Source organism: Microbulbifer mixtoriginis (SeqCode), from assembly GCF_052466865.1.
The window spans coordinates 4,408,232-4,428,873 of record NZ_CP174293.1; the positions used below are offsets into that span (position 1 = coordinate 4,408,232).

Sequence of the window (20,642 nt, forward strand, 5' to 3'; positions counted from 1 at the left end):
TACCTCTTTAAATTCGTAAGAAAGACCAAATTAAAAAGCTGTAATCTGCATTCCTTATCGTATGGAGATGATTGCAATGCGATTCTATAGAGCTTCACTCGGTACCGCTCTTTTCATCACACTGTCATTATTGGCGTCAAATACGTATTCTGCTGAGGAGGAGGTAGTGACCGATCCCGTCACCCGCCAGGGCCCTAAGGACTTCCAACCTAAATCAAACCAATTCTGGTGGCCCAACCAGCTGGATCTGCGCCCCTTGCGGCAACACTCCCCAAAGTCTAACCCCATGGGAGGAAACTTTAATTATGCCGAGGCGTTTAAAACACTGGATCTCAAAGCAGTAAAGAGTGACATTGAAACGCTGTTAAAAACTTCCCAGGAGTGGTGGCCTGCAGATTATGGGCACTATGGCCCCTTTATGATCCGAATGGCCTGGCACAGCGCAGGTACATACCGGGTTAACGACGGACGCGGAGGCGCAGGGGGGGGGCAGCAGCGATTCGACCCTCTGAATAGTTGGCCAGATAATGCCAATCTAGATAAAGCACGGCGTCTGCTGTGGCCTATCAAGCAGAAATACGGCGCCAATCTATCATGGGCTGACCTAATGGTGCTCACTGGCAACGTTGCTCTTGAATCCATGGGATTTGAGACCTACGGCTTTGCCGGTGGCCGTATAGACGACTGGGAGCCAGATCTGGTTTATTGGGGCCCGGAAACAAAGATGCTGGCCGATGAGCGCTACACCGGTAATCGCCAGTTAGAAAGACCACTGGCGGCCGTTCAGATGGGATTGATTTATGTAAACCCAGAGGGTCCTAACGGTAACCCTGATCCCAAGGCTGCGGCTATCGACATTCGTGAAACCTTTGCCCGTATGGCCATGAACGATGAAGAAACGGTTGCTCTGATCGCTGGTGGCCATACTTTTGGCAAGGCTCATGGCGCGGTAAAAGCCGATTGCTTAGGCCCAGAACCGGCAGCAGCCCCAATTGAGCAACAGGGACTGGGCTGGAAAAACAAGTGTGGTAAGGGTAATGCCGATGACACAATGACCTCTGGGCTTGAAGGGGCTTGGTCGGCCCTTCCTATTAACTGGAGCCAACAATACTTGGATAATTTATTCAAGTTTAACTGGGTAAAAACCAAGAGCCCCGCTGGTGCAGTACAGTGGATCCCCGATGATCAAGCTGCGGCCAACTTGGTGCCAGACGCTTTTGATAAAAACAAGCGGCATGCACCAATCATGTTTACCACCGATTTATCTTTAAAGTTTGATCCCAGTTACCGGGAAATTGCCAAGCGCTTTCAGGAAAATCCTGAGGAATTTAAACGCGCTTTCGCCAAGGCATGGTTCAAGCTGACTCACCGCGATATGGGCCCACAAGCGCGTTATCTGGGTGTGGAAGTTCCCAAAGAGGATCTGATCTGGCAAGACCCAGTACCAAAAGTCGATCACCCTCTAATAGATGACAATGATGTCGGCCAACTTAAAACGAAAATCCTCTCCTCAGGCCTTACCGTGCCTGAGCTGGTAAGAACGGCCTGGGGCTCTGCTTCAACTTTTCGCGGCTCAGATATGCGTGGAGGAGCAAATGGCGCACGTATACGGCTGGATCCCCAGAAACAATGGCCAGTCAATGACCCAGAGGAACTTGCCAAGGTTCTAGCACAGCTAGAAAAAATTCAGCAAGAGTTTAACAATGCCCAATCTGGGGGTAAGAAAGTCTCTCTCGCCGACCTTATTGTTCTCGGTGGCACTGCCGCTGTTGAGAAAGCAGCTGCGGATGGGGGGCAAAAGATCAGCGTTTCTTTCAAGCCCGGTCGTACCGATGCAAGCCAGCAACAGACTGATGTTAATTCCATCGCCATGCTTGAGCCCACAGCCGACGGCTTTCGCAATTATTTCAGCAGTAATAATAGCCGTACACCCACCGAGATGCTGGTGGACCGCGCCAGTCTGTTGACCCTCACTGTACCGGAAATGACGGTTTTGATTGGCGGTATGCGCGCGCTGAACGCCAATACTGATGGATCGAAAAACGGCGTCTTTACCGATAAACCAGGAATACTCACTAACGACTTTTTTGTCAACTTACTAGACATGTCCACAATATGGAAAAAATCCGATAAAGCAGAGGGGGTTTATGAGGGTAGCGACCGCAAAACCGGTAAGGTAAAGTGGACGGCAACCCCTGTGGATCTAATCTTTGGCTCCAACTCTGAGCTCAGAGCAGTCGCTGAGGTCTATGCCTTCAATAACTCTCAGCAGAAATTCGTGCAGGATTTTTCTAAAGCCTGGACTAAGGTAATGAATCTGGATCGTTTTGACACAGCTAGTCAGTAAATGGTTCTTACGATAATTACTTCAAGGTAAACCAGCATATCAGCCGGTTTACCTTGTCTCTTTTACCCACATCAAACTTTAATCCAAGTTTGCAAAAATTATTTCTCCTTCAATAAATTTCAACTGGTGCGATGATATAACTCTGACATCCTTATAGCCGACTGCAAATAATTTATTTGCCAATCTTTTTGCCCGTGTGCCACTTTTGCAGTAAACCAATACCATCTCGTCAAGACCTATTGTTAAATGCTCTCTCATTTCATCGAAATCACCTAGAGGGACATTAATTGCACCGTTTACATGTCCAGCCTCAAACTCCCCCACTGTTCGCGCATCAACTAGAGTCAATAGGGATTGGTCCTGCATATAAGCAGATAGTAGTTCTGCTTCAACACCCACCATTTCGCGACTTACTTCCTGTGACGGCATCTCTTTTTCAGTTCCAACACCAGCACATCCAAAAAAACTTATCAATGCAGCTAATACAATAAATCTACCACCAATTCTATTCCACATAATTCACCCTAACCCAATATATTCCTGAACAGATCCACCAAAAATCACTTAGTAGATTATTTGCACTCCCAATTTCCTCAAACAACATAATCCATGAGAAAGAAAGTAAACAAAAAATATCAATCACCAAAAATGATTGAACACAATATGAGACAAATAGAGATGTTCTTGGGATGATTGGAGACTTGGTACAAAAAATGTAGAAGGAATAAGGATGGTATCAGTACTTCACTGATCAAACCCCAAGCTTTATTTGCCTGGGGTCCTGATATACAGAAAATAATATAACTAAAATTAGCTATCTTTGCGTAAATGTCGATCAAAGAAATCTCTGATCATTGTGTACTGGTGAATCCGAGTTTGTTTACCGCGCAAACTATGCTTCTTGCCAGGGTAGGTCATCAATTCAAACTGCTGGCCATTATCCTGCAGCTGTTTGATCAGTCGGGTGGTGTTAGTAAACAAGACATTATCATCCGCCATACCGTGATAAATCAACAGGGAGCCCTTAAGTCCCTCAGTGTACGGAAAAACTGATGAAGCCTGATAGGCATCCGCATCGGTCTCGGGTTTCCCCATATAACGCTCAGTATAATGGGTATCATAAAGGGACCAATCGGTAACAGGAGCACCGGATACACCTGCCTTAAAATAGTCACCCGCTTTAAACATACTCATAAGAGTCATATAGCCCCCATAACTGTGCCCAAAGATACCAATATTCTCACTATCGACAAAAGGTAGTGTGCGCAAGAATTTCACCCCAGTAACCTGATCTTCAACTTCAGGGCTACCCATATTTTTAAAAATGGGGTTCTCAAAAGTCGTTCCGCGGTTAGCAGAACCTCGATTATCCAGAGAAAAAACGACATACCCTTGCTGGGCCATAAACTGGTTAAAGGCTTTATCCCAGCTATTGGTAACTACCTGAACATGGGGTCCACCATAGACATAAACCATAACCGGGTAACGCTTTGATGCATCAAAATTAGCTGGCTTATAAAGTCGATAATTAAGCTGGTGTCCCAGAGGGGATTCAATGGTACCGAACTCAGGAGTAATCCAATCAGCTTTGTATGGGTGTAAAGGGTGCCCATTAATAACCGCATTTTCTTCCAGCCAGGTCGTTAGTTCGCCACTGGCATTATGCAAGCTTACTTGAGGCGGGGTATTTACACTGGAAAATTTATCGATATAACCCGAGGCATCTTGGGAAAACTCAATATCATGCATTCCCTTCTTGCTAGAGATACGTTGTATCTTTCCATCCCCATTGAATGGCGCTCGATACAAATGTCGCTCTATCACAGTATCTTTACGCCCGGTGAAATACACCAGGCCCTGATTCTCATCAATCGCTTCAACTTCATCCACTACCCAGTCACCCTGAGTGATCTGGTTCAACAATTTACCACTTAGATCATAGAGATAGAGATGTTTAAAACCATCTCTCTCTGAAGACCAGATAAATTGATCTTTATTCTCCAAGAAGTGAAGATCATCACTCAAATTTACCCAGGTATCACTGAACTCAATCAACAGGGTATTACCAGTGTTCGTCTTCAGATCAAAAGCACGCAATTGCAACTTCTGTTGATTGCGGGACTGCCATTGATAAGTCAGTAGATTATCGCGCGCCCACTGCACGCGAGGAATATAAATATCCTGCTCATTACCAAGGTTTACCCAGCGGGATTTACCGGTTTCTACATTCAGAATGCCCAGCTGAATTTTTACATTCGCTCTCCCTGCGGCGGGATAGCGTTGCTGAATCAGGTCAATGCGATCAGCATAGATTTCACTGCGAGTCACCTTATCCACCGGAGACTCATCCACCTGCAGAAAGGCGATATGACGGTCATCTGGTGACCACCAGTATCCGCTCATGCGCCCCATCTCTTCCTGAGCAACAAATTCGGCCATACCATTTTTAATAGGCCCGTGGCCATCATTGGTTAATGCACGCTCTTTACCATTCTTTAGGTCAACAACAAAAATATCCTGGTCGCGAATAAAAGAAACATAACGCCCTTTAGGGGAAACCCGCACATCGGTTTCGAAAGTTTCAGTTTCAGTTAAGCGCCGCGCGGATTTACTATCCAGGCCGTAGTAATAAACATCTCCAGCTAACGGAAATAACAGGGACTTACCATCTTCCGACCAGCTGTATTCCATAATGCCACTGCCATAAATTCGCTGGCGCTCGCGTCGGGCTTTTTCTTCATCGGACAATTCCTCATGACCACTGTGCAGGCTATCGGAATTCACCAGGATACGGGACTCTTTATCGGCAATGTTATATTCCCACAAATCGTAACGGTTATAGTCTTCATCGCGCCCCTTCAGAAAAGTTACCCGACTACCATCGGGAGAGTACTCAAGGGCACGGGGCGCTGTGCCTCCAAGGGCCGGATCGGAGAATATTCGCTCAATAGTCAACGTATCCGCGGAACAGAGTCCCGCAAAGGTTGTACAGCTAAGTAGGGCAAGCAGTTTTCTTTTCATAGAAGGGCTCTTTGTTTTAGTGTTTTATGCTAGGCGCAAATCTGCGTTAAGAAAGGCGTTAAACCACTTTCTCTGCAAGCAACAAAGTCCTTGAATTCTACAATGTAATCTTCAGATAACGGAGGGCATCGAGCTCTCTTTCTGAATTTAACAGAGTGACAATCAAACCTTCTGCAATTGTCTTACTTTACCGTCATTTACTCTGCATCATCGATATTCGCAGTGCCTGAAGACAATCTTGGGGCTGGCTTTTGGCGAAACAAAATCAGTAAGAAGAACCAACTTACTTCTTCTATTAAAACAGTTCTCACCTCCTTCCATAACAATTTGCCGCCAAAGATATCCAGGTCGCAGCTCTTCCCAGTTTCCACCGCGAACTCAATCACAATCGATCCATTTACTTATCTAACTCTGAGGGAGACTCTATAGTCGGAGCAGGCAAGTTGATAGAGGAACCATCTCAATATGCGGCGATGAAAAGAGTAGCCCCCTAGCAAACTAGGTAATTTAAACCAAAAACAACCAATTAAAGAGCACAAAAAGCCTTACATTGATTCAAAATTTCTGAATAAATTTTATTTTGAAAGAGTATTTTCGATTTCAGTAAACTATTGTGTGTGGCCAATGATTAATAGGTCGTCGGGGCCAATCTCCCCATATAAGTAACCTTTTCCTGATCCCTAGCCTAGAAAATACCAAAACAAAACACCCCTCTTGCATTCCAAGACGATCGGTCATATATTGATCACCAGTTAATAGACGACCGGTCTAATATTCATGGCTCGACCACGTAAAAGCGAAAACACCAAAGAAGCACTGCTAGAAGCAGGCACCGCGATGCTGACCAGCCAGGGATATCACGGCACTGGTATCAAGCAGGTCTTGGATGCAGTAGGTGTACCCAAAGGTTCGTTCTACAACTATTTCCCCAGTAAAGAGGCCTTCGTAGCCAGCATTATTCACCGCTACGGCCAGCAGATTGATGCGGAACTAGCGCAGACGATAATAAACCTCAATCAGGCACCTGGCTTGAACCAGCTCTGGTGCTGCTTTCATAACCGTATTCAAAACAAAGTAAAAGTTGGTCAGTCTTGTGCCTGTCTACTCGGCGCGATGTCGGCCGAGGTAGCCCAGGCCAGTCCTCTTTGCCGTGAAGCCATTGAGTCTGTAGAGCACAGGTGGCTGGAAAATCTTCAGTCGATATTACATTTGGCACAAGATCAAGGAGATCTACGCAGTGACGTCCCCGCCGATAACCTTGCGACACTGTGTTATAGCGTTTGGCAGGGCAGTATTCTGCAATACCAGGTATCCGGTGATCCCAATGATTTACTCAGACAGCTACGGACGTTTTTTAGCACCTTGGTGACGCAACAAGGGGCACAAACACTGGCCAGTATTAAAACTTACAGGCAGGACATTCATTTTGAAAAATAGTATCAACGCCTTAAAAAACACCGATCGAGCTACACCTCTCGCTCGTCCACTGAGTCTTCTGCCGGGAACCAGTGTGAAAAACCGCTTGTTTAAATCTGCTATGAGTGAGCAATTAGCGGATCCCAATCATGCCCCCACCGAGGAGCTGATTCACTTATATCGCACATGGTCAGAAGGAGGCACAGGTTTACTGGTCACCGGCAACGTCATGGTTGATCGAACAGCTCTGGGTGAGCCGCGGAATGTGGTATTAGACGAGAAGTCGGACCTTTCCCTGTTCCGGAAATGGGCCCAAACTGGGCGCCAAAACGGTACACAAATCTGGATGCAATTAAATCATCCAGGCAAGCAAACACCCAACTTTTTAAGTACCGAACCCGTCGCACCTTCTGCAATTCCATTGGCTAATGGCTTAGAGAAAACGTTCAACCGCCCGAGAGAACTCACTGAAAATGAAATAGTAATTATCATTAAAAAATTTGCCTGGGCCGCAGCACAGGCGAAAGAACTTGGATTTACTGGGATTCAGATACATGCTGCTCATGGTTATCTGATCAATCAGTTTCTATCCCCTCACCACAATCGGCGAAATGATCAGTGGGGAGGTACCTTAGAAAATCGCTTACGATTTTTACGCGAGGTGTATAGCGCTATTCGCGAAGCGGTTGGTGAAGATTTTCCGGTAGGCGTAAAACTCAATTCAGCAGATTTTCAAAAAGGTGGGTTCAGTGAAGAGGAATCCATGCAGGTTCTGAAAGCCCTGCAGGATGAAGGTATTAACTTAATTGAAATCTCCGGCGGCAATTATGAAAACCCAAGTATGGTTGGTGCCAATGTGAAAGAAAGCACTATCAAGCGAGAGGCCTATTTTATCGATTATGCAGAAAAGGCACGTGCACAGTTGCAAATTCCTGTCGTAGTCACCGGTGGCTTCCGTTCCGCAGCTGCCATGGAGGCCGCCCTTGTATCAAATGCCGTGGATATGATCGGCCTAGCCCGCCCATTAGCGGTTGACCCACGGCTATCGCACAAACTGTTATCGGATGGCAACCATAAGATAACATTGAAAAAGCTCACCACAGGTATTCCCAGACTGGATTTTATGGCTATGCTGGATGTCACTTGGTACGAACAACAGCTGGCCCTTATTGGCAAAGGAAAGCCAACGAAACCAAATATGAGTGCTTGGACCTCAGTATTAAAAACGCTGACTGCTGTCGGATTGCTTTCTTTTCAGAGACGACGAGCCTGATAAAACTTTATTGCGCCTAGGAAAACTATAGTTCCTCACCGTAAATCACAGTAGATAAGTGAGACAATACAAGGACGTATTGCCGCCGCCGACCAATACCAGGGCGAATTCGTTGAAAAAAGCATTTTTATATGCTTGTGCCACACTTTGTTGTCAGATTATAACTTTTCTACAGGTCTTTGTAACCGAGGACAATTTCCTAGCGCGTCAGAAAAATAGGCCTCTCCAGCTGCCGAGGAGACACTGTGCACCCTAAAATCAAACCCGAAAATCTGCTCTCTATTTCTCCTCTATAAATCGTCATAGAACTATAAAATTATTTTATTCTTTAGGCCCTTATCCCATTATCAAGCCATAGATTAGAGTAAAAATAATCTGGGTAGACCTCTACGCATATATAAAAACACAGATTTCAAGAGTAACTTATTTAGGTAAGAAGAAAATATCCGGTAAAGGCCCCTAAGAAAGAAACACCTTGTTGAATTGATTGACCTTAACAATTGTTTACTCTGCTTAACCGACGTTAGTACAGGGCAAAGGTCATACTGGAAACGAATGACTCACAGGATAACAACAATGAAGGCTAACCTCTTCTCTACTATGGGAGCTTCCCTGCTCATCTTCGGCTGTAGCTCCACGCCTAAGGTTCCCACTAACGAATCTTTTGTTGCTAACATCACTGAACTAGGACACAAACGCTTTGTATATAAGGCAAGCCTGGGGGCAGCGCCCCATGACGATGGAAGCCACGGCAGTAAACATAACGGTGGCCCCGGAATGGGCGGTAAGGGTAAGCCAGCAAGGGGCAAACCCAGCTCTGGTAAACCTGGCCACAGTCAATCAAACTCAGGCGATATTAAGAAAATGGCAATGGCGAGGGTGGAACTCCTCACAAATGAAAATGGATTCTGTTCTAACGGCTGGTTCCTGATTGAACAGACTTTCGAGAAACGCCGGGCAGAGATTCACGGTGAATGTCGTGCAGTTGCCGCTCAATCAGATAGGTGAAAGACACCCAGATAAGCTCGATAAAAAGCTCATGTATTACAACCGGGCAATTATAAAGTGCCCGGTTGTAGCGCAGCTCTAAACGATATGACAGCAGCTTTAGGCAGGAATTTTATCGTTACTCAAGAGGTAATCCGCATGGAAACGCAGGTGTTCCTCAATAAATGAGGCGATAAAGAAGTAGCTATGATCATATCCAGCATGGTGCTCCAGTCGCAGAGGATAGCTACAAGCTTCGGCGGCCATTTGCAGGGCCTCGGGTCGTAACTGCTGCTCAAGGAATTGATCTTCATCCCCCTGGGAGACCAGTATCGGGAGGTGCGTTGTCGCTCGCCCTACTAAAACACTCGCATCGTAACCTTCCCAGCCGGTTGTATCCGCGCCCAGATATGCACCAAACGCTTTCTCTCCCCAGGGGCAAGCGATCGGATTACAGATCGGACTAAATGCTGAAACTGAGGTATATCGCTCAGGGTTACGCAAGCCAATAACCAGGGCGCCATGACCTCCCATGGAATGACCACTGATAGCGCGCTTCTTATTTACCGGAAAATGCCCTTCAATTAGCGCCGGTAATTCAGCCGCTATGTAGTCATACATGCGGTAGTGCTGCTTCCAGGGTTCCTGAGTGGCATTCACATAGAACCCTGCTCCCTGGCCAAGGTCGTAGGAGGGGTCATCGGCAACATCCTCTCCACGAGGGCTGGTATCTGGTATGACCAGCACAATACCCAGCTCTGCAGCCATACGCTGGGCGCCCGCTTTCTGGCTAAAATTAGCATCGGTGCAAGTCAAGCCCGATAACCAATAAAGCACCGGATAGCGATGCCCTTCTTCGCTTTCTGTACCCTGGGGCAAAAAAATAGAAAACTGCATAGTGCAATTCAACACAGCGGAGCGGTGCCGGTATTCTTGTTGCAACCCATCAAACAATCTGGTGCTACTGACAAGCTTAATTGACATAGGTTATCCCACTCAAACGTTTTCGTAATGAATGACGCTGCGAATACTCTTGCCTTTGTGCATCAAATCAAAGGCCTCATTAATATTATCCAAGGGCATCGTGTGGGTAATAAAGTCATCCAACTTAAATTCCCCGGCCAGATAGCGCTCGACATAATCCGGAAGTTCAGAGCGACCTTTCACTCCGCCAAATGCAGTGCCGCGCCACACCCTACCAGTAACCAACTGGAAGGGGCGCGTGCTGATTTCCTGACCCGCACCGGCAACGCCAATAATTACAGACTCGCCCCAACCTTTGTGGCAGCACTCCAGCGCAGACCGCATTGTATTTACATTACCAATACATTCGAAGGAGTAATCCACTCCACCATCGGTAAGGTCGACAATGACTTCCTGGATGGGTTGTTCATAATTTTTGGGGTTAATACACTCTGTCGCGCCGAGTTTTTTTGCCAGGGCAAATTTATCTTCATTGATATCAATGCCAATAATACGCTCAGCACCCGCCATCTTGGCCCCGATAATTGCCGATAGGCCAATTCCACCCAAACCAAAGATTGCAACGGTTGAGCCCGCTTCTACCTTAGCGGTATTCATCACCGCTCCCATCCCCGTAGTGACACCACAGCCAAGAAGGCAAACTTCCTCAAGTGGCGCCTCGGGATTAATCTTCGCCAGGGAGATTTCCGGTAATACCGTATACTCAGAAAAAGTGGAGGTGCCCATATAGTGATAGATGGGCTTTCCATTGATCGAAAAACGCGTGGTGCCATCCGGCATCAAACCCTTACCTTGGGTTGCTCGAATTTTTTGGCAGAGGTTCGTTTTGCCAGACAAACAAAACTTACATTCGCCACACTCGGGGGTATATAGCGGGATAACATGATCCCCAACCGTTAAGCCGGTAACTCCTTCACCCACCGACTCCACAACACCCGCTCCCTCATGGCCAAGGATCGCAGGGAAGACACCCTCAGGATCCTCACCCGAAAGTGTGAAAGCATCGGTATGGCAGACCCCGGTAGCCGTCAGCTTGATACGTACCTCGCCTTTTTGCGGCGGCATCACCTCAACTTCCTCGATAGAAAGCGGCTCGCCCGCTTTCCAGGCCACAGCAGCTTTACAGCGAATCGTCTCTGCACCCATGGTGTTATTCCTTACTAGTCGTTGTTTCAATCAACAGGTGCCCAGCATAGCCTGCCAGTATTTATGAGGCAAAAAGGGAAGGACAAAATAGGATACTGAAATGAGGCGGGACACTGCCGGGTAAATACCCTTTGAAAAACCTAGAAGTAAAAATCAATGTTGTAGCTTGCGCCATTGTAAGGGGGAGTTCCCATGCACAGTGCGAAAAGCTTTGGAGAAGGCACTGGTATCGGTATAACCAAGGCTCGCCGACAGTAGAGCAATATCAATATTTGAGGACCGTAAATGCCATCGAGCCGTTTCCATGCGCGCTTCTTGTAAAAGCTGCTTGAAAGAGGTGCCGGCAGCACGTAAATGGCGCTGCAAAGTTCGAACAGGGGTATCCACCAGTTGGGCAACCTGTGCCAGGTTATGCTGTTGGGCCCCCAATGTCTGCAAGATCAGCGTTCGCACTTGACTCGCTATATCCCCCCTTTGCCCCTGAATGAGCAACTGGGTAAATTCCTCAAAATATTGCATCAATCCCTCACTAGCCGCATTCAAAGGCCTTTCTAACACTTCAGCATCAAACACGAGACAATCATATTCCTGGGCAAAAAATACCTCAGCTTCAAAGTACTCACGGTAACGCTGGAGTGAAGAAACCGGTACATGGCAAAAATGCACTTGGCGCGGGCGAATATCCGCTCCAGCCAACTCCCTAAATAGCCTGCAGGCGGCGCCCAAGGCCAGCTCGCTGTACTGCTCAGTAACTCCAAGCCCTTCATAATGGCTAATGCGATAAGCGTAGAGTCTGCTATCGCGCTCAATTATTCGCCAGTGATCAGCCTGGTTGTGTAATACCATGTAGCGGTGGCTGGCACTCAGCGCGGCATCCAGGTCTTTCTCTTTGAGCACCAACTTACCCAACACTCCAAGCATACGCAGGCCCTGCTGCTCCGCCAGCCGCAAGCCAAAGTCATTGCATTGCAGCTCACGCACACACAGGTTTAACAGGTCGATCAGAGTAGAGATTGGAATCAAGATATCCGGGCGACGCATACAATCCGCGGGTAGGCCAACCTCAGCGAGCAAATCCGAAGGTATTCCGCCCAACTGGGGAACCAGAGTGTTGAAACCCGCGAGGGTGCCGCTGCGAATTTCATAGGTTGGGCTCATCAATCCATCTCCACTGCCTGTCACAGCTACAACCACAGCCATAGCCATGCGCACCAGCTAGCATTGGGATCTACGGGCAATGCCAGGCGGTTAAAGTCCTAGGGAAGTATTTCAGGGATGATAACAGGGCAAATTTATTCCAGTAATCTTTCACAAGACTGAAATGTGACAGGAAACACCCCTTCCCTTCGTAAACTAGTCCTATATCCAAAGCTGGCAATCAATAGAGTTTCAACCAATTTTCTTGACGAACTTAGTCAGAATAACGATACGCTGCCCCTCGACACGCCCTTCAATGTGTTCTGGGTTATCCGTTAAACTGATACCACGAACTGCAGTACCGCGCTTGGCCACCAAACTGGCCCCTTTTACATCCAGATCCTTGATAATGGTCACACTATCACCTGCCTGCAGTTGCACGCCGTTGCTGTCGCGGTGAACAAGAATGTCGCCCGCTTGAGGTAGTGCGCCGGCTTGGGCCCAGTTAAGAAGATCGTCATCCAGGTAAAGCATGTCTAGTAAATCCTGCGCCCAGGTTTCCGTAGACAGGCGCTTGAGAAGCCGCCAGGCCAAAACTTGCACCGCCGGCTCTTGGCTCCACATGCTGTCAGATAAACACTGCCAATGAGCGCTGTCGAGTTCGGCTGGATTGTTCAGCTGATCGCGGCAGGTCTGGCACAGGAGTAAATGGCCCTCCGTCCCGACAGGGGACTCCGGCAGTTCATAAGCTTCCAAATTATCCTGAGCTTTGCAGATTTCGCACTGACCACCACTGCGCTGAAGCAGCTGTTCCTGACTGACCGCCATGGATTACCTCAAAAAGTGCGGAGTATACGCCCTCACTCGCTAATTCGTGCAACCCTACCAGAACCTATGAATCAATAAGAAAGTAAAATAAGACTGGGCCCCATCGGAGAATTCTCCTCACAGGGCCCAGAAAAATAAGTTAAGCCCCATAATGGGGCTACGGAAACTAGTGGTGAGCCGAAACCGCAGAGGCGAAGTGACCACCCTGCTTACTGGCAATGGCTGAGGTGATATCGCCGAGACTGAGAATGCCGACCATGCGCTTCTCACTATTTAGAACTGGCATTCGCCGTAGCAGCTGCTGTTCCATTTTGTGTACCGCGGAGAGAAGGTCATCCTCTTCCCAGCACCACTCAATGCCCTCAGTCATTACATCACGGGCAGTTAGGGAAGAAAGATTGCCTCCCTGCACAACACCGCGACATACGATATCTCGGTCGGTTACCATACCCACTAATCGATCGTTTTCACCGATGGGAACCGCTCCGATATCCTCGTCCCGCAGGATTTTTGCCAATTCCTGTAGAGAGGTATCTGGTGTACACCAGGTCACACCCTGGTGCATTGCCTGTTTCACTTTCATTTCTTTACCTCAACTAATACTGAAAACATACTTTTAAAGCGACGGAAGCCCGTCGCATGAAAAAATCAGTGCACTTCGATACGCTTTCTCTGTGGCGGATGTCCCTCGTGTCTGGGGACAGTCAGCGTCAGAATGCCATCTTTGAAATTCGCATCAATTTCATCTTCTCGAACATCCTCCCCCAGATTAAAACTACGCAGGAATTTGCCATAACGGCGCTCTTGTCGCAGAATCCGGCCATCTTTTTCTTCCTTGATCTCGCGATGTACTTCCGCTTCTAGGGTTAAAACTCCATTCTCCAAAGTGATATTGATATCATTCTTACCAACACCGGGCAGTTCGGCACTGATTTCATATTTGTTTTTCCGTTCACTCACGTCGATACGTGGCGAGAAAAATCCCTCCCTTTCACTGCCGATAGCGCGGCCAGGTGACAACATCTGCTCAAACATATTATCCAGATCCAGCAGGGAACCTCTGGGTATCAGACTCATACTTACAACCTCCATCTACCGCTATGTCGCAAGAGGCGCAAGCTAGACCCATGGATCCGGCTTGCGCCTCTCACATCTTGATTTCATTCTAGGTAATCTCACGCCATTCGGTAGGAATATGTGCCTGCAATAACCATCACAAAAGGCATAAAGACAACTGTGAATATTTAGATTTCATCTATTTGGAAAATCTATAACGCTCTACGAAATGAACCGAAAAGCATCGTAGGCAAATCCCACTCCTCTACCCACCATTAACTCTCCAATATTTTGGAAAATGAAAAAAATCAGATAGTTACCCAATTAAATCCATACAGATAGTGGATGGCGCTGAAATTAACTAGGATAAGAGAGAGTAAAAGAATGAGGATACGCTCATGGCTTTAGCATGGGTTCTTGTGGCCAACCAATCGCAAGCCAGAATATTTGAAGCACAAAAACGCGCCGGCAACCTCCATGAAATTCAAGCCCTACTCCATCCAGAATCCCGACTATCAGGACGCGAAATAGATAGCGATGCACCTGGACGCAGCTTCGACAGCTACGGCCAGGGCCGCCATGCGATGGGAAATTTTGCAAATCTACACCGCCGCAGTGGTGAAGATTTTGCCAGGAAAATTGCCCATACACTGGAGCGTGGGCGCCAAGAAGGCCGCTTTGAAAAGTTATATATTGTGGCTGAACCCTATATGGTGGGGAGCTTGCGCGATGCATTGAAAACGCCTACTCGTGCCACCGTTGCTGGAGAGACCGGTAAAAATCTGGTCGACAGCCAGCCAGATGAAATTCGTGCTCAGCTACCCATCTGGCTTTGATTGATTCCTCATTGAGGAAATCTGTTGGGAAGGCGGGGCTGAAAAAACAGCCCCTCAAGCCTTCTTAAGTAGCACTCCCCATAAAATTAACCTGCGCCTCTTAAGTCCCTTTAGAATCACTCAATAAATTCCCAATCAACTGATCCTTATCCTGCCAAAGTTTATACACCCAATGATTAAATTCAGCACGAAATACCTGATCATTCATATAATCAGCCGTAAAAAATTTATCTGGTATGCGAATCTGCTCCACCCGAACGACTACGCGCTTCACTTTCCCCCCAAGGAAATCCGCAAATGATGGGATACCATCTGGGTAGACAATGGTTACATTTAACAGGCGGTTAAGTTGCTCCCCCATACTTTGCATGGCAAAAGCAATGCCACCAGACTTGGGCTTGAGCAAATAGTTAAAAGGTGAACCCTGCCTATCATGCTTTTCCTGAGTAAAACGCGTACCTTCCAGGAAATTCATAATACTGGTGGGAATTAATTTAAAGCGCTCACAAGCCTTTTTGGTTGATTCCAGATCTTTGCCGCGCATTTCCGGATGCTTCTCCAAATATGCCTTGCTATAACGCTTCATAAATGGAAAATCCAAAGCCCACCAACAGATTCCCATTACAGGGACCTTGATAAGCTCCTGCTTAATAAAAAATTTCAGGAAAGGGATTTTTCGGTTAAAAATTGACTGTAGTACAAAGATGTCCACCCAGCTCTGGTGATTGGAGGTTACCAAATACCAGCCATCTTTTTTCAGCTCCCCCCCAATTTTCACATCCCACTCTGTCTTTTGCGTAAGTTTCATCCAGCCTTTATTCATGGTAATCCAGGCTTCAGCAATCGACATAAAAATGGACGTGTAGATTTTGCGCAGCGCTGAAAATGGAAAAATCAATCGCACTACAACAAAAAACAAAATGGGAATAAAGCAAAGGATCGTGCTGATGACCAGCAACACCGAAGCCAATATCAACAACACTGCCGAGGGAAGAAAATTTAACATCTTATGCTTCTAAAATAGTGGTAAAAGAGATTCCTAACGGACGCCTGAGAAAACCGTTTTTACATAGTAAACTCTGGCGCCCACATTCTTATTCTTATTCAACAACTCGCAGATTCACCAGCCTAGAGGTTAGCCACCTCAATCATCATCGCCGTATACATTTTTAGATTCAGCCGAAACTGTTCAACGGTAATAAATTCATGTTCCGAATGCCCGGAATAAGCAACTCCAGGCATAGAGGGCCCAAAGCTCACAGCATTAGGTAATAGCTTGGCATTGGTGGAACCACCAATCGCGACCGGCTCAGCCTTTTCCATACCGGTGAAATGACGAAAAACTTCTAGCAAAGGTTTCACGTGAGGAGCATCGTCGACTCGGTAGGGGTTTCCCAAAATCACTTTTGTATCTGCCAATGTGATACCCGAAAGTTCCTGCCATTCGGCCAAGGTAGAGTCAATCTCCTTTTCTAGCTGCGGGGCTGTTTTACCTGTGGGGCGACGCAGGTTGAGGTGGCTGACCAGTCCAGATTCAGTCTCTTTCACCATGGTGACTGCCGCCGTCATTGGACCCATAAATGCATCGCGATAAGCGGTACTGCCAAACTTCTCAGCCAGGACCCCTGTGCCCACCAAGTCATTCAGATAGCGCACCGTCGCACCAGCGTCATTGGCGGGCCAATCGTACACACTGAGCGCATCCGCAAGATAGGCGATCGCGTTTACCCCATGTTCAGGCTCTGAGCTGTGGGTAGCCACACCGCGAGCCACTACCTCTAAACTGCCATTACCGCTTTTAAACTCATATGAGACAAGCTTGTTCTGAGCGGCGCGAGCGCGGATAGCCGAAACTAGCTCAGCATTAACATTTCCCAACAATGCGCGCGCCTCATCCGGCACCTGGCTGCGAAAATAGCCACCTGAGAAACTTTTTATATAAGGCTTATCGAAGTTCGCTGCCAGTACACCAGCGGTGGTGACCTGCACCTCACTCCAGCCTTTCTCGGCAGTCACTACCGGATAATTAGCGTCGATAGTGATGTTGTAGGCAGGGATTGGATAAGTTTTCAGGAATTCCTTGAGGGGCTCCCAGTCAGACTCTTCCGCCAAATAGATCAGAAGTTCAACCCTGCGCTTCATGGGCACCGCCTGATCCTTAATCGCTTTCATAGCATAAAGGGCCGTAGCGATCGGACCTTTATCATCCTCACTGCCACGGGCAATCAGCTTGCCTGGCTCACTTTCCGCATCCAACATAAACGGGCTTTTCTGCCACTTGGCCGGGTTGGCTGGCTGGACATCCCCATGGGTAACAATACCCACTTTCTCTGCCCCCTCACCCAGGGCAATTACCACAACATGGCCGAAATCCTGATACTCCAGCCCCAGCTCCCGAGCCTTATCCTGTAGAGTGTCCTTGAAGCCTTTAAACTCAGGGTTGCGCTCCAAAGGCAGGTCTTCGCGAGCTACCGTTTCAAAGCGTACCAAGCTCGCTAAGGTCTCAGTCATGGCTTCTTCATATTTTTCAACTGCATAGTCAGAAGTCTCCTGTGCCTGAGAAGACACACCAGCGACAACAGGTGCTGACAGGGTTGCAGAGAGAAACAGCGGTAAAAGAGCATTTCGTAACTTCATAAGCACCCCAGGTAAATAAAAGTGCCATTGTACATCTCCAGCCAATGGCATGACCCGCCAATTCATCCCAGTCTCTGTGTTAATAATCTCCAGTCACAGTTTCCTGAGCCGAACCTATACCAGTGCTCCACTGCTAAACTAATACCCTGGCAATGTAATAGGTGTTCCAGACCTCCTCAATCAGCACTACTTTAATATTCCTACAATTGAATAAATCTGGCGATAATTCACGGCTCGATTGGATCATAGCCAGCAAATGTGACTTCACTTATCACTTGCCAAGCCTATAAGCCACTAATTAGTGGTTTTTCAGGGTTGCTAAAATTTGGGGAGCTTAACGCGAGGCTGGAGCAGCGCATGACCACATCCAATGGCAAACATTTCCATCGCAAGCAATGGCTGAGTGTCCAACAGGCCGTCAGCCACTTGAGCGCCCTAGCAGAGGAACCCCTAACCAGCATCCATCTTGCAGATTTAGCCGAGGAAAAGCTCCTCGATCTCTACTGGTATCGTCCGGGGCAGAAACTGACCTTTCTCAATCGCGAGGGGCATAGGGAATTGATTGAGCCACTGCGCCTGTGCTCAGAGAACCGCAGTGACTGGCGGGCCCTTGTCGGTATCTTGCGACACAGCCCCGCCCTACCCGCTTATGAGCAAGACACCCCTCTACTCGAGGACGCCGAGGGCAATCGCCTGCGAATCACGTTTGACTATCATCAACGCCCTGAGCCCTTCAGTGGCCGCTGGTACCCTAGCCTGGCAGAGCTGGTATTGAAGCGCAGCGACTTGGAGAGGCTAGAGCCACGGCTGTTCTCCAGCCAGGAAACTGAAGACAAACTGGAGCGGCAGTTAATGCTCGACGTGATCTGGCAGCTTGAACAATTAGCCCTGGACCGCGAACATCACTCCACCAGCTGGCTGGCTGAGCAGCTGGCACAGCGATCTACAGCCTTGGACAGAGGGGCCTGCGAGCGGATTCTTCTTGCCGCAGAACGTGAGGGTAATCGGAGCCGCCACCACTAACAGCACAATTATTGCGCTTTCTGTCTCTTTTATTAGTCACCTGAGCTTAATTGATCTCTCTCGCAAAGATTCCCTTCAGGCATTGGTCATAGACAACAAAAACGATACCCTAGCGCCAAGTTATAATCCGCTAACGGGGTGAGTGCGAATGTAGCCTCTCCAGACCTTCTTCAAGCAGAAAGAAAAACCCTGGCGGGATTCGAGGCTAATCAAACCAGCATACTGAAGCCTCATCTATTTACCCGATCAATAAACACACTTGGAGAAAGAGCTTGCAAGCTCGTAACAACCAAAATAACTACGGCTGGGTCGCGATTATGCTGCATTGGCTAATGGCCCCAGCGATCATAGGCCTCTTTGTCCTCGGCTGGTGGATGCGCCAGCTGTCCTATTATGACCCCTGGTATCAGCAGGCCCCCAGCATCCATAAAGGCATAGGAATTTTGCTCTTGATTGCTCTGGTGCTTCGTTTACTGTGGCGTTCAGTGAATATCACCCCCAGGGCTGCCCCAGGAACGCCTCGATGGCAAGCACTCACTGCCAGTGGCATACACAACCTCATCTACCTGCTTCTATTGGCCATTATGCTATCGGGTTACCTGATATCGACCGCCGATGGACGCCCCATTGATGTATTCGGTTGGTTTAGCGTAGCGGCTACTATCCAGGGCATTCCCAATCAGGAAGACATTGCCGGGAGCCTTCACGAAATTCTGGCCTGGACCCTGATCATCCTGGTCAGCCTTCACGCCCTGGCGGCATTGAAGCATCATTTTTTCGACAGGGACGTAACACTTCGCAGGATGCTTGGGCTATCAGGCATACCCACCCGTTTGAATAAGCAAAACACAGTTACAACCACAAAAAAGGAAATCTCCCTATGAAGAAGCTCACGGCCCTTCTTTTCGCTGCCCTGCTCGGCACCACAGCCCAAGCGGCGGAATATAAAATCGATACCAAAGGCGCCCATGCCTTCGTCCAGTTTCGCATTAAACACCTGGGATATAGCTGGCTCTATGGACGCTTTGACGATTTCAACGGTTCATTCTTTTATGATGACAAGGCACCGGAAAAATCTACTGTAAACGTCAATATCGACGTAACCAGCCTTAACAGTAATCACGCCGAGCGCGACAAGCACCTGCGCGGTTCCGACTTCCTCCACACGGAAAAATTCCCCACAGCAACCTTCAAAAGCACCAGCTTTGAACCAACAGAAGACGGAAAGGCACTGCTGAAAGGTGAGCTAACCCTACGTGGGGTAACCAAGCCGCTAACTATCGACGTTACCAATATTGGGGGCGGTAAGGACCCCTGGGGTGGCTACCGTCAGGGCTTCAGTGGCACTGCAGAGTTTGATCTGAAGGATTTCGGTATCGACTACAATCTGGGCCCAGCCTCCCAGAAGGTTGAAATGATTCTGGATATTGAAGGCATCCGTATCTAAACCTATTTAGATACTCTTATTCCTTTGACAGCCCGATTTACAACAAATCGGGCTCCTATCCCTCAAGCACCCATTTAACACCACTTGGCAGAAACTGCCGCAAAAATGGCATTTTTAAGCGCTAGCAGATCCATTAGATTAGTGCCAAATCGCCTACAGCTCCCTAAAACTAATACTTAAAGAATCTCTCAGCTTTAGCTAAATACTGGAGAAAAGACATCTGACAGCTAGCCCAGATGGCAATAAAGAAACTGCAAGCACTTAAAATTTTAACCAGTTCACAATTAGTAAGCACAAACTATTACGCTACTTTTGACGACAGCAAAGTTTTTCAGTGAAAATAGCAACCATTAGTAGTAGCAGTGATTACAATCATTCCACAGTAGGTATAAAGAACCTCAAACTTATTTACAGCCAGACCCCTAGTGAGTGCCCACTTCTCCCTTAGAGGGGGAAATAGCCAAACTCTCTTGGCCTTGTAGAGCGAATCTCAAAGAATCTGGA

Annotated in this window: 18 protein-coding genes; 8 read left to right on the plus strand and 10 right to left on the minus strand. The window is 47.8% G+C overall.

The features are described 5' to 3' along the window. Positions 1-76 precede the first annotated feature (76 nt). Positions 77-2,347, plus strand: a complete 2,271-nt coding sequence (gene katG / locus ACJJJA_RS19885) for a catalase/peroxidase HPI (protein ID WP_444903157.1) — start codon at positions 77-79, stop codon at positions 2,345-2,347. Positions 2,348-2,425: 78 nt separating this feature from the next. Here the strand turns inward: katG and ACJJJA_RS19890 are convergent, their stop codons facing one another. Beyond that, a complete protein-coding gene (locus tag ACJJJA_RS19890) occupies positions 2,426-2,863 on the minus strand; it encodes a rhodanese-like domain-containing protein (protein ID WP_444887194.1) in 438 nt (145 codons plus the stop codon). 294 nt (positions 2,864-3,157) lie between these two features. After that, on the minus strand, positions 3,158-5,368 hold the full coding sequence (locus ACJJJA_RS19895) for a S9 family peptidase (protein ID WP_444903158.1): 2,211 nt from the start codon (positions 5,366-5,368) through the stop codon (positions 3,158-3,160). Positions 5,369-6,145: 777 nt separating this feature from the next. Between ACJJJA_RS19895 and ACJJJA_RS19900 the strand changes: the two genes are divergently transcribed. The 3 genes from ACJJJA_RS19900 (at position 6,146) to ACJJJA_RS19910 (ending at position 9,065) form a co-directional block, all read left to right on the plus strand. Further along, positions 6,146-6,805 (plus strand): TetR/AcrR family transcriptional regulator, encoded by a 660-nt coding sequence (locus ACJJJA_RS19900; RefSeq protein WP_444903159.1) that lies wholly within the window; start codon positions 6,146-6,148, stop codon positions 6,803-6,805. Beyond that, on the plus strand, positions 6,795-8,057 hold the full coding sequence (locus ACJJJA_RS19905) for an NADH:flavin oxidoreductase/NADH oxidase family protein (RefSeq protein ID WP_444903160.1): 1,263 nt from the start codon (positions 6,795-6,797) through the stop codon (positions 8,055-8,057). The genes ACJJJA_RS19900 and ACJJJA_RS19905 overlap by 11 nt, the downstream gene beginning before the upstream one ends. A 576-nt stretch (positions 8,058-8,633) precedes the next feature. Beyond that, positions 8,634-9,065: a hypothetical protein gene (locus tag ACJJJA_RS19910; RefSeq protein WP_444903161.1), complete on the plus strand. Its 432-nt coding sequence runs from the start codon at positions 8,634-8,636 to the stop codon at positions 9,063-9,065. Positions 9,066-9,164: 99 nt separating this feature from the next. Here ACJJJA_RS19910 and fghA read toward each other — a convergent pair whose 3' ends face one another. The 6 genes from fghA to ACJJJA_RS19940 form a co-directional block, all read right to left on the minus strand. Then, positions 9,165-10,028: an S-formylglutathione hydrolase gene (fghA, locus tag ACJJJA_RS19915; protein WP_444903162.1), complete on the minus strand. Its 864-nt coding sequence runs from the start codon at positions 10,026-10,028 to the stop codon at positions 9,165-9,167. A gap of 12 nt (positions 10,029-10,040) precedes the next feature. After that, positions 10,041-11,174, minus strand: coding sequence for an S-(hydroxymethyl)glutathione dehydrogenase/class III alcohol dehydrogenase (locus tag ACJJJA_RS19920; protein WP_444903163.1), 1,134 nt, complete (start codon positions 11,172-11,174; stop codon positions 10,041-10,043). Positions 11,175-11,327: 153 nt separating this feature from the next. After that, positions 11,328-12,374 (minus strand): AraC family transcriptional regulator, encoded by a 1,047-nt coding sequence (locus tag ACJJJA_RS19925; protein WP_444903164.1) that lies wholly within the window; start codon positions 12,372-12,374, stop codon positions 11,328-11,330. 189 nt (positions 12,375-12,563) lie between these two features. After that, complete coding sequence (locus ACJJJA_RS19930) at positions 12,564-13,139, minus strand: PhnA domain-containing protein (protein WP_444903165.1); 576 nt, start codon at positions 13,137-13,139, stop codon at positions 12,564-12,566. A 166-nt stretch (positions 13,140-13,305) separates the two neighbouring features. Then, the gene (locus tag ACJJJA_RS19935; protein WP_252083319.1) at positions 13,306-13,722 is read right to left on the minus strand and encodes a CBS domain-containing protein; all 417 of its coding nucleotides are present in this window, start codon (positions 13,720-13,722) and stop codon (positions 13,306-13,308) included. A 65-nt stretch (positions 13,723-13,787) separates the two neighbouring features. Further along, positions 13,788-14,216 (minus strand): Hsp20/alpha crystallin family protein, encoded by a 429-nt coding sequence (locus ACJJJA_RS19940; protein WP_252083320.1) that lies wholly within the window; start codon positions 14,214-14,216, stop codon positions 13,788-13,790. A gap of 377 nt (positions 14,217-14,593) precedes the next feature. Here ACJJJA_RS19940 and ACJJJA_RS19945 point away from each other — a divergent pair, with 377 nt between their 5' ends. Further along, positions 14,594-15,031, plus strand: coding sequence for a host attachment protein (locus ACJJJA_RS19945; RefSeq protein WP_252083321.1), 438 nt, complete (start codon positions 14,594-14,596; stop codon positions 15,029-15,031). A 100-nt stretch (positions 15,032-15,131) separates the two neighbouring features. Here the strand turns inward: ACJJJA_RS19945 and yihG are convergent, their stop codons facing one another. Then, on the minus strand, positions 15,132-16,037 hold the full coding sequence (gene yihG, locus ACJJJA_RS19950; protein ID WP_444903166.1) for a 1-acylglycerol-3-phosphate O-acyltransferase, YihG family: 906 nt from the start codon (positions 16,035-16,037) through the stop codon (positions 15,132-15,134). A 122-nt stretch (positions 16,038-16,159) separates the two neighbouring features. Beyond that, complete coding sequence (locus ACJJJA_RS19955) at positions 16,160-17,668, minus strand: dipeptidase (protein ID WP_444903167.1); 1,509 nt, start codon at positions 17,666-17,668, stop codon at positions 16,160-16,162. A 357-nt stretch (positions 17,669-18,025) separates the two neighbouring features. On the opposite strand from ACJJJA_RS19955, the gene ACJJJA_RS19960 reads away from it, so the two are divergent. The 3 genes from ACJJJA_RS19960 (at position 18,026) to ACJJJA_RS19970 (ending at position 20,138) form a co-directional block, all read left to right on the plus strand. After that, the gene (locus ACJJJA_RS19960) at positions 18,026-18,691 is read left to right on the plus strand and encodes a hypothetical protein (RefSeq protein ID WP_444903168.1); all 666 of its coding nucleotides are present in this window, start codon (positions 18,026-18,028) and stop codon (positions 18,689-18,691) included. 272 nt (positions 18,692-18,963) lie between these two features. Then, a complete protein-coding gene (locus ACJJJA_RS19965) occupies positions 18,964-19,575 on the plus strand; it encodes a cytochrome b (RefSeq protein WP_444882769.1) in 612 nt (203 codons plus the stop codon). After that, entirely contained in the window at positions 19,572-20,138 is a 567-nt protein-coding gene (locus tag ACJJJA_RS19970) for a YceI family protein (RefSeq protein ID WP_252083326.1), read from the plus strand. The genes ACJJJA_RS19965 and ACJJJA_RS19970 overlap by 4 nt, the downstream gene beginning before the upstream one ends. Positions 20,139-20,642 lie beyond the last annotated feature (504 nt).

What these genes read in the sequence shown, in the direction of transcription:
- katG (WP_444903157.1), top strand. Translation starts at nt 77, where the DNA reads ATGCGATTCTATAGAGCTTCACTCGGTACCGCTCTTTTCATCACACTG.
- ACJJJA_RS19890 (WP_444887194.1), bottom strand. Translation starts at nt 2,863, where the DNA reads ATGTGGAATAGAATTGGTGGTAGATTTATTGTATTAGCTGCATTGATA.
- ACJJJA_RS19895 (WP_444903158.1), bottom strand. Translation starts at nt 5,368, where the DNA reads ATGAAAAGAAAACTGCTTGCCCTACTTAGCTGTACAACCTTTGCGGGA.
- ACJJJA_RS19900 (WP_444903159.1), top strand. Translation starts at nt 6,146, where the DNA reads ATGGCTCGACCACGTAAAAGCGAAAACACCAAAGAAGCACTGCTAGAA.
- ACJJJA_RS19910 (WP_444903161.1), top strand. Translation starts at nt 8,634, where the DNA reads ATGAAGGCTAACCTCTTCTCTACTATGGGAGCTTCCCTGCTCATCTTC.
- fghA (WP_444903162.1), bottom strand. Translation starts at nt 10,028, where the DNA reads ATGTCAATTAAGCTTGTCAGTAGCACCAGATTGTTTGATGGGTTGCAA.
- ACJJJA_RS19920 (WP_444903163.1), bottom strand. Translation starts at nt 11,174, where the DNA reads ATGGGTGCAGAGACGATTCGCTGTAAAGCTGCTGTGGCCTGGAAAGCG.
- ACJJJA_RS19925 (WP_444903164.1), bottom strand. Translation starts at nt 12,374, where the DNA reads ATGGCTGTGGTTGTAGCTGTGACAGGCAGTGGAGATGGATTGATGAGC.
- ACJJJA_RS19930 (WP_444903165.1), bottom strand. Translation starts at nt 13,139, where the DNA reads ATGGCGGTCAGTCAGGAACAGCTGCTTCAGCGCAGTGGTGGTCAGTGC.
- ACJJJA_RS19935 (WP_252083319.1), bottom strand. Translation starts at nt 13,722, where the DNA reads ATGAAAGTGAAACAGGCAATGCACCAGGGTGTGACCTGGTGTACACCA.
- ACJJJA_RS19940 (WP_252083320.1), bottom strand. Translation starts at nt 14,216, where the DNA reads ATGAGTCTGATACCCAGAGGTTCCCTGCTGGATCTGGATAATATGTTT.
- ACJJJA_RS19945 (WP_252083321.1), top strand. Translation starts at nt 14,594, where the DNA reads ATGGCTTTAGCATGGGTTCTTGTGGCCAACCAATCGCAAGCCAGAATA.
- yihG (WP_444903166.1), bottom strand. Translation starts at nt 16,037, where the DNA reads ATGTTAAATTTTCTTCCCTCGGCAGTGTTGTTGATATTGGCTTCGGTG.
- ACJJJA_RS19955 (WP_444903167.1), bottom strand. Translation starts at nt 17,668, where the DNA reads ATGAAGTTACGAAATGCTCTTTTACCGCTGTTTCTCTCTGCAACCCTG.
- ACJJJA_RS19960 (WP_444903168.1), top strand. Translation starts at nt 18,026, where the DNA reads ATGACCACATCCAATGGCAAACATTTCCATCGCAAGCAATGGCTGAGT.
- ACJJJA_RS19970 (WP_252083326.1), top strand. Translation starts at nt 19,572, where the DNA reads ATGAAGAAGCTCACGGCCCTTCTTTTCGCTGCCCTGCTCGGCACCACA.